This window comes from Bradyrhizobium campsiandrae (assembly GCF_014529705.1).
Lineage (GTDB): Bacteria > Pseudomonadota > Alphaproteobacteria > Rhizobiales > Xanthobacteraceae > Bradyrhizobium > Bradyrhizobium campsiandrae.
This window is the reverse complement of sequence record NZ_JAANIH010000006.1, coordinates 21,202-36,650: the sequence shown is the minus strand read 5'-3', so window position 1 is coordinate 36,650 and position 15,449 is coordinate 21,202. Positions and strand designations below refer to the sequence as shown.

The following is a 15,449-nucleotide window of genomic DNA, read 5'->3' as shown; positions in this document are numbered from 1 at the left end:
GCGACATCACGTGCTGAGCCCGTCAAGCAACAACACATATCGTTGGAACTCGGCGTCGCGGTCGTCTTCGCCGTCGTCCATGTCGAAGGCAAAGCCGCCTCCGCCACCCGCGGCCTTCAGCGCCCGCGCGGGCTTGGCGGCCGGCTTCCTGCCGCGGCCGTCGGCGTCGGCCATCTTTGCGGCCTTGGTACGAAGCTGGCTGACGGCGCGGTCAATTTCCTGAGGAGCGGCTTTCGTCTTGCGCGAGCCCTCCTCGATCCGGAAGAACGAGATCGTCGACTGCAGCTGCTCGGCCTGCGAGGCGAGCTCTTCCGAGGTCGAGGACACCTGCTCGGACGCACTGGCGTTCTGCTGGCCGACCTTGTCGAGCTGCTGGATCGCCTGGTTGATCTGGGCCGATCCGACGTCCTGCTCGCGGCAAGCCCCCGTGATCTCCTGGACCAGTTCGGCCGTCTTCTTGATGTCGGGCACGAGCTTCGACAGCATGTAGCCCGCTTCCTGGGCGACCTTCACGCTTTCCGTCGACAACGTGCCGATCTCGGCCGCCGCAGCCTGGCTGCGTTCGGCGAGCTTGCGCACTTCGGAGGCGACGACGGCGAACCCCTTGCCGTGCTCGCCGGCGCGCGCGGCCTCGACCGCGGCGTTGAGCGCGAGAAGATCGGTCTGCCGTGCGATCTCCTGCACGATCGTGATCTTCTCGGCGATCGTCTGCATCGCGTTGACGGCGCGGCCGACGGCGACGCCGCTGGCTTCCGCGTCCTTGGCCGACTGCGCCGCGATCTTCTCGGTCTGGTTGGCGTTATCAGCGTTCTGCTTCACGTTCGAGGCCATTTCCTCCATCGAGGACGAGGCTTCCTCGGCAGAAGAAGCCTGCTCGGTCGCACCTTGCGAGAGTTGCTCGGCGCTGGCGGAGAGCTCCTGGCTACCGGCCGAGACGTTTTGCGCCGCGGTGATCGCTTCGGCGACGATCTGCCGGAGCTTGCCGACCATCAGGTTCAGTGACCGGATGAGATCGCCGATCTCATCGTTGCTGGCGGAGGGAATGGTCTGGCTGAGATCACCATTGGCCACGGCGCCGGCGAGATTGACCGCGCGGCCGAGCGAACGGCTGATCGCAATCGATATCCACAGAGCCGCGCCCACCGCAACCATCAGCGACACGCCGAGAAGCGTCATCAGCAGGAATTGCGCCTGATGTCCCTCCTCCTTCGACGCGAGGGCCTGGTCGGCCATCTGCTTCTTGGTGTTCTCGACATAGGCGCCCATCGACTCGAGCGCTTCGTTCACGACCTTGCGGCCCTCATTGGTCGAGCGGTCCGCCGCCTTGGCCTTGTCGGTCCTGGCGATCCGGATCGTCTCTTCCTGATAGGCATTCATTTTGGCGTATGTCGCGGCAAAGCCGTCGAGCAGCTTCCTGCCCGCCTCGCTCGCCAGGGCGTAGACCTCGTCCCTGGTCTTCAAGGCTGCATCGCGGCGCTTGGCGGCGTCAGCCGCCGCCAGTTCGACTTCGCTTTCACTGCCGATGATGGCATTCTTTTCCGCGCGGAGCTGGATGAGAACGTCCTTCTCGATCTCCATCGCCTTTTCCATGCGCTTTGCGCGCAGGACCATGCTGTCGGCGGTTGCCATCATGTCGCCGAGCTTCATATAGGCGACGCCGCCGGCGACCATGGACAGGACGATGACCAGGCCGAACGCACTGGCCAGCTTCGCCTTAACCGTAAATCTCATCTTCAGCCCCTGCCCCTCAGACCTCTCGCGAGGCCCTTATTTCAATTCAGAATGCGTTCCATGTTCGGAACGATGACGAACTCTTCACGCCTCTTCGCGATGAAACGAATGCACTCGGGATTGCCGTGCATGCCGCCGCGCGGCGCACGCTGCACGGCGGTCCGCGAGAGATCCGGGACCTCTTAGATCTTGTCAGCGGTTCCGCAGACGAGCACCGGTTCGTTGTCGAGCTCGATCTCGATCACCACGATCCGCGTATCGGCGGAATCCTCGAGCTGCGGCATGCCGAAGCGGATACGCAGGTCCGCAAGCGGAATGACATTGCCGCGCACGTTGATCACGCTCGGAACGAACGACCGCGCGCCGGCGACCTTCGTCACCGGCACGGGGTCGATGATTTCGCGGACAAGCCCCGCATCGAGCGCAAACTTCTCTTCGCCGAGACCGATCATCACGACCTGCATCGCGTCGACCTGGTGTTCCGCCGCCAAAGCTTCGGTCATTACGCCGCCTCGCTGATATGCTGCTTCTCGACCTTCGACTGCGCCAGCGCGACCAGCTGCGCGACGTCGAGGATCAGTGCCGCTGTGCCGTCGCCGAGGATGGTCGCTCCGGAGAAGATCGTGACATCCGAATGCAGCTTGGAGAGCGACTTGATCACCGTCTGGTGGTTGCCGATGATCTGATCGACGACGAGGCCGACGCGGGTCTCACCGGTCGAGATGATGATCGTCTTCGGGTGGCGATCCGGAAAGCCGGTCGACGACATGATCTCGCGTAGAGGCAGGAGGGGAACGAGATTGCCACGTACGTTGAGGAAGTTGCGGCCTCGCGAGCGCTCGTCCTCGGCGGTCAGCTCGACGCATTCCTCGACCGCCGACAGCGGAATGATATAGCGGCCTTCGCCGACGCGAATCAGAAGACCTTCGATGATCGCAAGCGTGAGCGGCAGGCGCAGCGTCACCGTGGTGCCCTGGCCGGGCCTGGTCGACAGGTCGATCGTGCCGCGCATATTCTCGATGGTGCGCTTGACCACATCCATGCCGACGCCGCGGCCCGACAGCGCCGAGATGGTCTGCGCGGTCGAGAAGCCGGGATGGAACAGGAACTGGTGGATCTCGTGATCGGTGAGCACCGCGCCGGCCGCGATCAGCCCCTGCTCTTCCGCTTTCGCGCGGATGCGGGCTGTATTGAGGCCGCCGCCATTGTCCTTGACGGTGACGAGCACTTGCGCGCCGGAATGCACGGCCGCGAGCCCGTTCCGGCCCTGCTCGGTCTTGCCATTGGCGGCGCGGGTCGCGGTGTCCTCGATGCCGTGGTCGATGGCATTGCGGATCAGGTGCACGAGCGGATCGGCCAGACACTCGATCATGGTCTTGTCGAGTTCGGTGTCCTCGCCCGAGGTGACGAACTCGACCGGCTTCGACAGATCGCGCGACAGGTCGTGGATCAGGCGGCGGAAGCGGCCGAACAGCGAACCGATCGGCACCATGCGCGCGCCCATCGTGGTGTCGCGCAACGAGGAGGCGAGACGCTCGATTTCCTCGGCGATCATCTTGATCGAAAGATCGGAGCCGGAAGCCGCAAGCTGGCTCAGCCGCGCCTGCGCGATCACGAGCTCGCCGACCCGATCCATCAGCTCGTCGAGACGCTCGGCCTGGACACGGACGGTGGCGATGCCGCGCTCGTCGCGCTTGGCTTCGGCCTTCGGTTCAGGCTTCGGCTCGGCTTTGACTTCGACATTGGTCTTGGATTGAGACTGCGCCTTTGCGACGGGCTGCTCGACAACGGGGACCGCAACGGCCTCGACGACCGGCGCAGGCATCTCGGCCGCTGCGATCGGGTCCTCGTCGAGCAGCTGCAACGGCGGCGCCGGCGCAGGCACTTCGACATGCTCGAGCGGCGAGAGCGTCAGCTTCATCTCGTCCGAGACGAACATGAAGACGTCGTCGATCGCGTCCTTGTCGCAAGCCGCATGCAGCTTGACGTCCCACTTCAGATAGCAGTCTTCCGGCTCCATTTCGTCGAGGAACGGAACGCCGTCGGTGATCGGCACGACGAAACAGGGACCGAGCTTGCAGAGATCTTCCAGAAGATCGAGCGGGTTCGAGCCGTTGCGCAGAATGTGGGATTCGAATTCCAGATGAAGGTGCCAGCCGGCCTGCTTGCTCTCGACGGGGGCCAGCGGCGGCGCTCCGGCGACTTCGACAACGGCCGCGGCAGACTGATCGGACGAGACGAAGCGCTTGAGATCGTCGAGGATGGCCTCGCCGATGATGTCGTCGGTCGACTGAGGATTCTCGATCAGCGCGCGGATATAGTCCTTGGCGGCGAGCGCGACCGAGATCAACTCCTGGGTCGGCCTGATCTCGCCCTTGCGAACGCGATCGAACGCGGTCTCGAATTCGTGGGTGAAGGAAGCGACCTTGTCGAAGCCGAACATCGCGCCCGAGCCCTTGATCGTGTGCAGGGCGCGGAAGGCGGAGTCGACCAGCTCGCGGTCGTCGGGCCGCTGGCCAAGATCGAGCAGGGCCCCTTCCAGGACCTCGAACAGCTCGCTGGCTTCCTGCCGAAAGACCTCGGTCGGGTCCATCGCACTCATGCGCGCACCAGTTTTGCGACGACAGCGAGCAGCTGCTCGGGCTTGAACGGTTTGGTGATCCACCCCGTGGCGCCGGCGCTCTTGGCCTCCTGCTTGACCGTATCGTTGGATTCGGTGGTCAGGAAGACGATGGGCATGCCCACCGCGCTCGGAAGCTTGCGCAGCGCCTTGATCAACTCCAGCCCGTTCATGACGGGCATGTTGAGATCGGTGATGACGAGGTCGAGCTTGCCGGCCTGCGCCTTGGCGAGGCCTTGAGCGCCGTCACCCGCCTCGATCACACTGTGACCGGCCGGCTCGAGCACGACCTTGATCATCTGCCGGATGCTGGGCGAATCGTCGACGGTCAGAATCGTGGCCATTAGGTGCCATCTTTCTTTTGCGGGAAGTGCTGATCAATCATCGCCTCGCTGGCGAAACCGGCGCGGCGAAGAGTGTTACGCAGAGATTGGGAAAAGGACGTCAAGACCACCGGGCGGCCCTGGGCATCGCCGGTCTTGGCAGCAGACAGCAGAAGCTGGATCGAGGTCACGTCGGCCTTGTCGACGCTCGAACAGTCGATCTCGAGCCGGTCCTGCCGGTTGAAGGCTTCACGGATCAGGTCATAGACACTACGGATCGCAGCGATGCTGCAGTCCGCAGGCAGCCGTAGGGACCACTTCGGCGCAGTGACATCAGACGACATTCGTCCCCCAATTTCCGGAGATTCGCTGCACGCATGACGCGAATCTGACATGAGGACTATTCGCTTCGGAGTGTGTGCAAACCCCTAATGAACCCGTCCGTACAACTACGGGTCACAATCCGCGAAATCTCGCGTCTGCATGCAGGCGTGCATAGCCCGCCCAAATCTCATGCGTTGCGCGCAACGTTGAGGCGGCGCGGCGCCGCACGGATGTTTGCTTCACGTTAAATCGCACCGGCTATTTGTCGAGATCGCGCCTCGCCATCCGAACGAGCCCGGCCGCCGATGCTGACCCAAGCGCTTCTGGTTGACGACAGCCGCTCTGTCCTCAATTTCCTGAAACGTCATATCGAAGCGGAGGGCCTCGTCGAGGCCACAGCATTTCTCGACCCTGTCGAGGCGCTGGCCTGCGCGCGCGAGCGTGGCTTCGACCTCGTGCTCGTCGACTACGAAATGCCTCATATGGACGGGATCAGCTTCATCCGCGCGCTTCGTGCGCTGCCTGGCTGCACCGACATTCCGATCGCGATGATCACCTCGCGTCAGACCGACGACGTCAAAATGGAAGCGCTGCAGGCAGGTGCAACCGATTTCCTGCCGAAGGCCCCGCAAAGCGTCGAGATGACGGTGCGCTTGCGGAATTTGATTCAGCTTGGTGCAGCCGTACGCAAGCTCAACGATCGCGCCGCACATTTGGCAAGCGAAGTCGCAGCCGCAACACGCAAGCTCGGCGAGCGCGAGGAAGAGATCATCCTGCGGCTCGCGCTCGCGGTCGAATGTCGCGACACCGATACGGGCGAGTAAACGCTGCAGGACGCGCGCTACAGCCGGATCACCGACGAGCAGCTCGGCCCTCCCGCCCGGCTCAGCCGTGACAACGATCTCGCCGCACCCTTGCACGACGTCGGCAAGGTCGCCATTCCCGACAACATCCTGCTCAAGCCGGGCAAGTTGAGCAACGACGAGATGGCGGTGATCCGCACCCACGCGACGATCGGCGAGAGGATTCTCGCCGATTCCAGCTGCGAGCTGATTCAGCTCGGCGCACAAATCGCCGCAGGCCATCACGAGCGCTGGGACGGCGCCGGCTATCCGAACGGCCTCAAGGCGGAGGAGATCCCGATCGCCGCGCGCGTGGTCGCCGTCGCCGACGTCTTCGACGCCTTGACGACGCGACGGCCATATAAAGAGCCGATGCCGTTGGCATTGGCCCGTGACTATCTGATCGAAAACCGGGGACGGCAGTTCGACCCGGCCTGCGTCGAAGCCTTTCTGTCGCGCTGGGATGAGGTGGTGGCGATCGCCGCGCAAACCGGGCCCCGCCTTGCCGACATCGGGCCGGTGCTGGCACCCTTTATATTGGGAGCGCCCGGGGCCCCGCCGGACCAGGACCGCGCGCCGGAGACCTCTCCTAGCTGACCTTGCGCATGCAATGTCGGTTTGCCGCGACGCCGTTTTCTGCCATCAACGGTTTGAACCTGTTCCTGCCGGGGTGCACCAATGCCGAGAGTGATTCTGATCACACTGGCCGGGGGCCCCCCTTGCTAGGCTCGCGCCGGGACGCGGATTCCTCGCCTACCATCGAACTGGATGAGAGAAGTCATGAAAAGCCTGATCGGCGCCATCGTCGGCGTGTTTTGCCTGAGCGCGCCGGCCGTCGCGGAAACGCCGGCCGCCCTCGTCGAGGACGTCCAGGGCAAGCTCGACGGCATCGAATTCATGGACTATGTGGCGCCCGGCAAGATCATCAAGCTTGGCCCCAAGGCCGGCATCACGCTCAGCTACCTCAAGTCCTGCCTGCGCGAGACCATCACCGAAGGCGTCGTTCTGGTCGGAACCGAACAAAGCACCGTGCAACTCGGCAACGTCCAGCGCGTCAAGGTGCCGTGCGATACCAACGCGGTGCAGCTCTCCGAGCACGAGGCGAACCAGAGTGCGGCGACCACGTTCCGCACCATGCGAGCCGACGCCGGCAGCACGCCGGCCAAGCTGCCGACGATCTACAGTGTCGCACCGCTGATCCAGGCCAAGAGCGGCAGCACGCTGGTGATCGAACGCACCGACGGCAAGGAGCCGGCGATCAGCGTGCCGCTCAGGAGCGACAACATGGTGGCCGGAAAGTTCTATGACTTTGCGAAAGCCGGAAAGTCGCTGACGCCGGGCGGCAGCTATCTCGCCAAGCTCGGCACCAAACGCCACACATTCCAGGTCGACGCAAGCGCGACCTCGTCGCCGACGCCGATCATCGGCCGTCTGCTGCGACTGGAATAGACGGCGCGCGTCAGCAGCGATGCGGCGGATCGGCAGGCGGAACATCGTTGCGACGGTCCTGATGGCGCTGGTTGCGGGCGCGGCGTTCGCGTCCCCGCCGCTTCAGAGGCTGCACGGTCTCTCGCTCGACCTTCTCACGACCCTACGCTGGAACTCGATCGGCGACCGCCGCGATGTCGCGACGTCGCCGGTGGTGGTCGTGGCGATCGACGGGGAGACCTACGACACGCCGCCTTTCAAGGGATCGCCGACGCAGACCTGGACCCGCGAAATCGGCCGGGTGCTCGGCGGCATCGCCGACGGGGGCGCCAAGGTCATCGGCTTCGACGGGATCTTTCCGAGCTCGATCGAGCAGTCGGAGATCCCCTTTGGCGACCCGTCATTCGGCAGCCGTGTGAAGGGCTTTGACCGGGACTATCTCATTGCTCTGAAGAAGCTCTCCGACACCGGCAAGCTCGTGCTTGGCGAGATTCTGAGCAACGACCATCCGGAGAGGCCGGATCGCGCGCAGCAACTGGCGGTGAGAAACAACATCCGCGCCCTCAACGTTCATACCGACGCCGACAACGTGATCCGGCGGATGCCGCTGAGCTTTTCCATCGAGGGCCAGCCGGTGCCCGCGATGGCCGTCGAGCTCGCCGCAAGTTCGCTCAGTGCCAGGCCCGAAGCCGTGCCAGCCGGCGTGACGGATTTGTCCGGCTATGCGATCCCGAGCGCGGTCACCAACACGCTGACGCTCAACTTCCGCGGCATGGGCCGCGACATTCCGGCCTATTCCTTCGCCGATCTGCGCGCCTGTCTCGAGAAGGGAGACACCGACTTCTTCCGCCGCGCCTTCGGCGGCAAGATCGTGCTGCTCGGCAGCATCCTCAATTTCGATGACCGCAAGCTCACGTCGATGCACCTGACCGGTGGATATGACGGTGTGCCGGCGGCGCGATGCGCCCTGCCCGCCCCGGCCAGCACCGCGCGAGCGGCCCGCGGCACGGTCGCCGGCGTCTTCGTCCATGCCACCGCCGTCAGAAATCTGATCGAGCATGATGCCGTCACCGAGCCTGGCTCTTTACTACGGCTGGTTCTGGCGATCCTGTTCGCGGCGATCATCGCCGGCGCCGCCTGCGTGCTGGCTCCGACCGGGGCGGCGATCACCTGGTTTGCGCTCACCGTCGCCTATACGGCCGTCGCCGTCGGCACATTCGCGCATGCCATCGCGCTGCCGCTGACCGAGCCCGTGCTTGCGGGCCTCACGGCGCTCGCCATGATGATCGGCTACCGCTTCGTGATCGCCGACCGCGAGGAGCGCTTCCTGCGCAAGAGCTTTGCGTTCTATCTCGCCCCCGAGGTGATCGACGGCATGGTGGCCTCCGGCAAGATGCCGGTGCTCGGCGGCGAGATGCGTGACATCACCATGTTCTTCTCCGACCTCAGCGGCTTCTCCTCGATCGCCGAGAAGATGACGCCCGCCGAGCTGGTCGCGCTGATGAACGAGTATCTCTCCGCCATGACCGACATCATCGAAAGCCATGGCGGCTATGTCGACAAATATATCGGCGATTCCATCGTCGCCATGTTCGGCGCGCCGGCCGACGATCCCGATCACGCAACGCATGCGGTTGCGGCAGCGCTGCAATGCCGCGACCGGCTCGAGGAGCTCAACGGCAGCCATCCCGCCTTCCACGGCCGCGGCCTCGCCCACCGCATCGGGCTGAACAGCGGCGAGGCCGTGGTCGGCAATATCGGTTCGCGCCGGCGCTTCAACTACACCGTCATGAGCGACACGGTGAACCTCGCCTCACGGCTCGAGGGCGCCAACAAATATTTCGGCACCGTGATCATGGTGTCCGAGGCGACCGTCAATCGAAGCCGCGGCGCTTACACCTGGCGCGAGCTGGACCTGGTCCGGGTGCAGGGGCGCGACGAGCCGATCAGGGTGTACGAACCTCTCGCCGAGAAGAACAGAGAGACGCAAGAGCAAGGCATGCGCGCGGCGGCCTATGCCGGCGGCCTTGCGTGCTGGCGCGCGCGCGATTTCGCGAAGGCCGCCGAGCTGTTCGAAAGCGCCGCCGCGGATGATCCGCCGTGCCGTTACTTCGCCAGACGCGCGCGGGCGCTGGCTGCCAATCCACCGCCGGCCGATTGGACGCCGGTGAATATGCTGGAAGGGAAGTAGCGGCTGCCTAGAGCGTTTTCGAGCGAACTGGATACCGGTTCGCGTCAAGAAAACGCGTCAAAACAAGAATCTAGAGCCCCGTTCCGATTCCATCGGAACGGAAAAGGCTCTAGAACGGCAGCCCGACATAGTTCTCCGCCAGGAGCCGCTGCGCCGTCTCGGACGACAACAGATATTCGAGCTCCGTCTGCTGGAGCCGGTCTTCATATTCGGAGCGATCCGGGAAACGGTGCAGCATCATCGTCATCCACCACGAGAAGCGCTGCGCCTTCCAGATCCGCGCCAGTGCCTTGGCGGAATAGCCCTTCAGCCCGGCATCGTCGCCGTCCTGATAATGCGCGAGCATGGCGTGGTAGAGATAGTAGATGTCGGAGGCCGCACTGTTGAGCCCGCGCGCGCCGGTCGGCGGCACGATATGGGCGGCGTCGCCAGCGAGGAACAGACGGCCGTAGCTCATCGGCTCGGCGACGAAGCTGCGCAGCGGCGCGATGCTCTTTTCGATCGAGGGTCCGGTGATCAGCCGTGCGGCAACCTCGTCCGGCAGACGACGCTTCAGCTCGGCCCAGAACGCATCGTCCGACCAGTCCTCGACCTTGTCGGTGAGCGGCACCTGGACGTAGTAGCGGCTCAGCACCTGTGAGCGCAGCGAACACAGCGCAAAGCCGCGTTCGTGCTTCACATAGATCAGCTCCGGCGACACCGGCTTGGTTCGCGACAGCACCCCTAGCCAGCCGAACGGGTAGACCTTCTCGTACTCCCGCAGCACGTCCTTCGGGATCGACTTGCGGCTGACGCCGTGAAAGCCGTCGGCGCCGACGATGTAGTCGCAATCGACGCGAATGGTGGCACCGTTCGCGCGATAGGTCACGTAGGGCCGGTCCGACGTCAGATCGTGCGGCGTCACGTCCTCGGCATTGTGCACGACCTTGCCGCCGAGACGGTCACGCGCCTCGTAGAGGTCGCGCGTCAGCTCGGTCTGGCCATAGACCAGCACCGAATTGCCGCCGGAATGCCTGTGCAGATCGATGTGGGAGAGCACGCCGTCATGGGCGATCTCGAAGCCCTTGTGGATCTCGCCCTCCAGGTCCATCCGCTCGCCGCATTGCGCCTCGCGCATCAGCCGCGCAAAGCCGTGCTCGAGCACACCGGCGCGGATGCGGGCCAGCACGTGGTCGCGGCTGTATTTCTCCAGCACGATCGTGTCGATGCCCTTCAGGTGCAGCAGCTGAGACAGCAGCAATCCGGACGGCCCACCGCCGATGATGCAGACCTGAACTTTCATTTTTGCGTCCTCCCGTCGGCACTTTTTTGCAGATTCCGCAGGCGGGACCGATGGAGGCTTTCGCCATTATCTTGTACAATTCGAACATGAGAAGCGCAGTTCCCGCCCCGGCCATCCGGGTCTACAACCTGTTCGGCGAAGCCGGCGACCTGCCTGATGTCGTCCATTGCGAGACGATTGCCTCGCGCTCGGTGCTGCACGACTGGAAGCTCGCGGTGCACCGGCATGCCCGGCTGCACCAGGTGCTGCTGATCGAGCGCGGCGGCGGCGAGGCCACGCTCGACGGCCGCCTGGTTGCCTTGAAGCCGATGCAGATCGTCAACGTGCCGGTCGGCCACGTCCACGGCTTCCGCTTCATTCCGGGGACCCTGGGCTGGGTCCTGACCATCGCCGCGGAAATCCTCGACGAGGCGCTGCTCGCCGCCGAGGGACTCCGCGGCGTGCTGGCGCGATCCGCCGTGGTGCGCGGCACACCGCAGATCCGGGCCACCATGAAGCAGATCTTCGCCGAGCACGCCGCACGCGATTTCGGCCGCGCGCATGTGCTGCGTGCGCTGTCGGCGGCCATGGTCGGCCTCGTGGCACGCGCGCTGTCGGGCGAAAGCGGCGGCAGCGGCAGCGCGGAGTCAAACCTGTTCCGCCGCTTCGAGGCCCTGCTCGAACAGCATCATCTGGAGCGCTGGAGCGTTGCGGACTATGCGAAGGCGCTGGCGATCACGCCGACCCATCTCAACCGCGTCACGCGCGCGGCGACCGGCGATACCGCCTCGCACCTGATCCTGAACCGGCTGATCCGCGAGGCGCGACGCAACCTCGTCTATACCAATCTGCCGGTCTCGACGATCGCCTACGCGCTCGGCTTCGAGGATCCGGCCTATTTCAGCCGGGTCTATGCCGCGGCGACCGGACTGTCGCCGCGTGCCTTTCGCGCGCAGCTTCACGGGGACGAATAGCGCCCCCTTGCAAACGGCGCGGCCATCCCCTATGTACGCGCCTCACTTTGTAATCAGGCAACCGACAATGCGGCAGTCACAGCAAGCATCAGTGCTGATGATGACGGCAGGGCTAATGCCCTGGTCCGCCGTGGATCTGCTTTGCGCCTGAACGAACGTCACACCTGACAATCGAAGCGGCCCGGAGCGGATACGGCTCCGGATGCCGGTCGAGCTCTCGCGGTGTCCCGAGTCGTGCAAATCCAGCACGGGAGCTCGAGCACCACAGGTGTCCTATGTCCAAAGAGAAGTTCACTCGCCTCAAGCCCAACTGCAACGTGGGCACGATCGGCCATGTGGACCACGGCAAGACGACGCTGACGGCGGCGCTGACGAAGGTCTCGGCCGATTACGGCTGGGGCGCCTTCGTCTCCTATCAGGACGTCGCCAAGGCATCGGCTGCGCAAGGTACGCGTGACGATTCCAAGATCCTGACGATCGCGACGAGCCACGTCGAGTTCTCGACGGCGGCGCGGCACTATTCGCACGTCGACTGCCCGGGCCACGCCGATTACGTGAAGAACATGATCACCGGCGCGGCGCAAATGGACGGCGCGATCCTGGTGGTCTCCGCAACCGACGGGCCGATGCCGCAGACGCGCGAGCATATCTTGCTGGCGCGACAGGTCGGCGTGCCGCGCATCGTGGTGTTCCTGAACAAGTGCGATGTCGCTGACGACCTCGAGTTGGTCGATCTCGTCGAGATCGAGCTGCGCGATCTCCTGTCGAAGTACGGCTACGACGGGGACAATGCGCCGGTCATCCGCGGCTCCGCCATCCAGGCACTGCGCGGCGAGACCGGCCCGCTCGCGGACCAGGCGATCCTGAAGCTGTTCGAGGCGCTCGATCGCTGGATCGAGGTGCCCGAGCGGCCGAGGGATCGTCCGTTCCTGATGCCGATCGAAGGCGTGCAATCGATCTCCGGCCGCGGCACCGTCGTGACCGGGCTGATCGAGCGCGGCACCGTCAAGCTCGGCGACGAGGTCGAGATCGTCGGTCTCGGCGAGACGCGCAAATCGGTGGTGACGGGCATCGAGACCTACCGGAAGATCCTCGAACAGGGGCAGGCCGGCGACAATGTCGGCTGCCTGCTGCGCGGGATCGATCGGGAGGCGGTGCAGCGGGGCCAGGTGCTGTCGCGGCCGGGTGCTGCGAAACCGCACAGGGCTTTCCGCGCGGAGGTGTACGTGCTGACGAAGGACGAAGGCGGGCGGCATACGCCGTTCTTCAAGAACTATCGCCCGCAGTTCTACTTCCGTACGGCCGACGTGACCGGCACCGTCCAGCTCGACGACGGCGTCGAGATGGTGATGCCGGGCGACAGCGCCGAGCTCACGATCGAGCTCAACAAGGCGATCGCGCTCGAAGAGCGCTCGCGCTTCGCGATCCGTGAAGGCAACCGCACCGTCGGTGCCGGCATCGTGACTGCGATCGTGGAGTAATGGATGGGGGCCGGATCGACCGGCCCCCATTCAACCATGTCGATCGCGCTTACGCGCCGAAGCGGCGGCGATAGTCCTGCGGTACGGGCGCGAGCACGCGCAGGAAACTGCGGCGCATGGTTTCCTCGGATCCGAAGCCGCAGCGCTGGGATATCCGCTTCACTGGCAACCGCGTCTCCGACAGCATGCGTCGCGCAGCCTCCACCCGCAGCCGCTCGATGGCCCGAAGCGGGGTCAGTCCGGTCGCCTTGGCATAGTGGCGGCTGAAACTGCGCTCGCTCATGCCGGCCTCGCTGGCCAGTCGGGACAAGGAGAGGTCGCCAGAGAGATTCTTGCTGATCCATTGGTGCAGCGCCCCGAATTCGTCCTCGGCCGATTGCAGCGACAGCGCCTCGCTGAACTGCGCCTGTCCACCCGGTCGCTTGAGGAAGACGACGAGATAGCGCGCCACCGCCAGCGCCGTGGTGCGGCCCAGATCCTCCTCCACCAAAGCCAGCGCCAGATCGATGCCGGCGGTCACGCCGGCCGAGGTCCAGATCGAACCATCACGCACGAAGATCGGGTCGGACTCGACCCGTATGGCCGGGAAACGCTTCGCGAGCTCTGCGCAGTACGACCAATGGGTCACAGCACGCCGTCCGTCCAGTGCACCTGATGCACCCAGCAGAAATGCGCCGGTGCAGACCGACGCCACGCGCCGTGCTTTCTTCACACGCTGCCGCAGCCAGGCCAGCAGCGCTGGATCTGCCGCGGCGAGATCAACCCCCGGGCCGCCTGCAACCACGACCGTGTCCGGGGCACGTCCACGGCGGGGCAGCGGCTCGGTTGCGATCTCCAGTCCCGACGAAGCCGCCACGCGCGAGCGATCTTTTGCAACCACCCGGAGGGCATAGGGCGGCGTTCCGCCCGCCTCCACGACCTGCTCGTTGGCGGTCGCGAACACCTGGAGCGGTCCCGTGACGTCGAGCAGCTGCACCGCCGGATAGGCCAGCACCTCGATCACGCGCGCGGACCCGCTCCGCGTGGCACGCGAGATCGAACTTGGCGGAAACCGAGGGGACTTTGGCATTTGCGCCATAGCCTGCCCCGCTAGGTTGGCCCTGTCCAGCCTCCCGTTGAGAGCAAACCCATGATCCCGCAAGAGACGCACCTGCAAATCGGATCCCTGCTGTTCGACGGTCTCGACCAGATCGACCTGACCGGCCCCTTCGAGGTGCTGTCGCGCATCCCCAACGCGACTTACCGCGTCTACGCCAAGACGGCCGAACCGGTTCGCGACGTCAAAGGCCTGAGACTCACGCCGGACGCGACGCTTGCGGAGGCGCCCCAGTTGGATGTGCTCCACGTGCCGGGCGGCTTCGGCCAGGAAGCCTTGATGGACAACGAGGAAATTCTGGCCTGGATCGCCCAACAGGCCGCGGGTGCGCGCAGCATATTCTCCGTCTGCACCGGCGCTCTGCTTCTCGGCGCGGCGGGACTGCTCAGGAGACGACGGGCGACGACCCACTGGGCTTCGTTTCACCTGTTGCCGTTGTTCGGTGCCGTTCCCATCAACGAACGCGTCGTCGTCGACGGCCGCTGGATCTTTGCGGCCGGCGTCACCGCCGGAATTGACGGGGCGTTATGCCTCGCAGCCGAGTTACGTGGCGACGACGTGGCGCGCGCGATCCAGCTCTACATGCAGTATGCGCCGGAACCGCCGTTCGACAGCGGCACGCCGGAGCGTGCTCCAGGCCCAATCCTCGACCAAGCGAAGCGTGCCGTGGCCGGCATCACGGCCCAACGGGAAGCAACTGCCCGGCGCGTGGCCGCAAAGCTCGGGATTGCCACGTCCAATCGCTAATTCGCGGAACTCACAATCGAACATCAAAGGAAAGATCATGAGCACGAAAACCTTCACCAAGACCACCGCGCCAGACTGGCTCCTCGCAATGTGGAAGGAGATCGACGACAAGACCTTCGGCAAGGGATTTGATTGCTTCGCCGAAGATGCGATCTGCAATCTCGGCGTCGCCGACTGGCACGGCCGCGAGGCGATCCGCAACAATCTGCGTCAGTTCGTCGATCGCGGCTTCACGGCGCTCCACGACGTCGTCGAGTTCTGGGACAGCCCGGAGCTCAAGATCTTCCACGGCAAGGTCGCGATGCGCTTCGACGATCCCACCATCGCAGCCGTGAGGCCGACGATGGTCCATTTCTTCTATATGGACGAAAAGGATCCGACCAAGGTCAAGCACTGGATCGGTGCGGTGGGACCGACCGGCTTCTAGCTTT

12 protein-coding genes and 2 pseudogenes are annotated in these 15,449 nt (G+C 64.8%); 7 read left to right on the top strand and 7 right to left on the bottom strand.

Going from position 1 to position 15,449, the window contains the following annotated elements; all coding sequences use genetic code 11:
- Positions 1–6 precede the first annotated feature (6 nt).
- From G8O24_RS06075 to G8O24_RS06055, 5 genes and pseudogenes are all read right to left on the bottom strand, one after another.
- Positions 7–1,731 carry a methyl-accepting chemotaxis protein gene (locus G8O24_RS06075; RefSeq protein WP_188097485.1) on the bottom strand — a complete coding sequence of 575 codons (1,725 nt, stop codon included), beginning with the start codon at positions 1,729–1,731 and terminating at the stop codon, positions 7–9.
- Positions 1,732–1,772: 41 nt separating this feature from the next.
- A pseudogene (locus tag G8O24_RS06070) lies at positions 1,773–2,234 on the bottom strand (chemotaxis protein CheW).
- On the bottom strand, positions 2,234–4,333 hold the full coding sequence (locus G8O24_RS06065) for a chemotaxis protein CheA (protein WP_188097484.1): 2,100 nt from the start codon (positions 4,331–4,333) through the stop codon (positions 2,234–2,236). The pseudogene G8O24_RS06070 and the gene G8O24_RS06065 overlap by 1 nt, the downstream one beginning before the upstream one ends.
- Entirely contained in the window at positions 4,330–4,695 is a 366-nt protein-coding gene (locus G8O24_RS06060) for a response regulator (RefSeq protein WP_092300982.1), read from the bottom strand. Before G8O24_RS06060 ends, G8O24_RS06065 begins: the two co-directional genes overlap by 4 nt.
- Positions 4,695–5,018: an STAS domain-containing protein gene (locus G8O24_RS06055; RefSeq protein ID WP_188097482.1), complete on the bottom strand. Its 324-nt coding sequence runs from the start codon at positions 5,016–5,018 to the stop codon at positions 4,695–4,697. The genes G8O24_RS06060 and G8O24_RS06055 overlap by 1 nt, the downstream gene beginning before the upstream one ends.
- A gap of 285 nt (positions 5,019–5,303) precedes the next feature.
- Here G8O24_RS06055 and G8O24_RS06050 point away from each other — a divergent pair.
- The 3 genes and pseudogenes from G8O24_RS06050 (at position 5,304) to G8O24_RS06040 (ending at position 9,459) form a co-directional block, all read left to right on the top strand.
- Positions 5,304–6,437 (top strand): annotated as a pseudogene (locus G8O24_RS06050) (response regulator).
- A 183-nt stretch (positions 6,438–6,620) separates the two neighbouring features.
- Positions 6,621–7,289 (top strand): hypothetical protein, encoded by a 669-nt coding sequence (locus tag G8O24_RS06045; protein WP_188097480.1) that lies wholly within the window; start codon positions 6,621–6,623, stop codon positions 7,287–7,289.
- A gap of 19 nt (positions 7,290–7,308) precedes the next feature.
- The gene (locus G8O24_RS06040) at positions 7,309–9,459 is read left to right on the top strand and encodes an adenylate/guanylate cyclase domain-containing protein (protein ID WP_188097478.1); all 2,151 of its coding nucleotides are present in this window, start codon (positions 7,309–7,311) and stop codon (positions 9,457–9,459) included.
- Between the two features lie 109 nt (positions 9,460–9,568).
- Here the strand turns inward: G8O24_RS06040 and pobA are convergent, their stop codons facing one another.
- Positions 9,569–10,741 carry a 4-hydroxybenzoate 3-monooxygenase gene (gene pobA / locus G8O24_RS06035; protein WP_188097476.1) on the bottom strand — a complete coding sequence of 391 codons (1,173 nt, stop codon included), beginning with the start codon at positions 10,739–10,741 and terminating at the stop codon, positions 9,569–9,571.
- A gap of 50 nt (positions 10,742–10,791) precedes the next feature.
- Here pobA and G8O24_RS06030 point away from each other — a divergent pair, with 50 nt between their 5' ends.
- Together G8O24_RS06030 and tuf are read left to right on the top strand one after the other, a co-directional pair.
- On the top strand, positions 10,792–11,694 hold the full coding sequence (locus tag G8O24_RS06030; RefSeq protein WP_188097474.1) for a helix-turn-helix domain-containing protein: 903 nt from the start codon (positions 10,792–10,794) through the stop codon (positions 11,692–11,694).
- A 275-nt stretch (positions 11,695–11,969) separates the two neighbouring features.
- Positions 11,970–13,175 (top strand): elongation factor Tu, encoded by a 1,206-nt coding sequence (tuf, locus tag G8O24_RS06025; protein WP_188097473.1) that lies wholly within the window; start codon positions 11,970–11,972, stop codon positions 13,173–13,175.
- Positions 13,176–13,224: 49 nt separating this feature from the next.
- Here tuf and G8O24_RS06020 read toward each other — a convergent pair whose 3' ends face one another.
- Complete coding sequence (locus G8O24_RS06020) at positions 13,225–14,175, bottom strand: GlxA family transcriptional regulator (RefSeq protein ID WP_438503266.1); 951 nt, start codon at positions 14,173–14,175, stop codon at positions 13,225–13,227.
- 129 nt (positions 14,176–14,304) lie between these two features.
- Between G8O24_RS06020 and G8O24_RS06015 the strand changes: the two genes are divergently transcribed.
- Together G8O24_RS06015 and G8O24_RS06010 are read left to right on the top strand one after the other, a co-directional pair.
- The gene (locus G8O24_RS06015; RefSeq protein WP_188097470.1) at positions 14,305–15,018 is read left to right on the top strand and encodes a DJ-1/PfpI family protein; all 714 of its coding nucleotides are present in this window, start codon (positions 14,305–14,307) and stop codon (positions 15,016–15,018) included.
- A gap of 37 nt (positions 15,019–15,055) precedes the next feature.
- Positions 15,056–15,445, top strand: a complete 390-nt coding sequence (locus tag G8O24_RS06010; protein WP_188097468.1) for a nuclear transport factor 2 family protein — start codon at positions 15,056–15,058, stop codon at positions 15,443–15,445.
- Positions 15,446–15,449 lie beyond the last annotated feature (4 nt).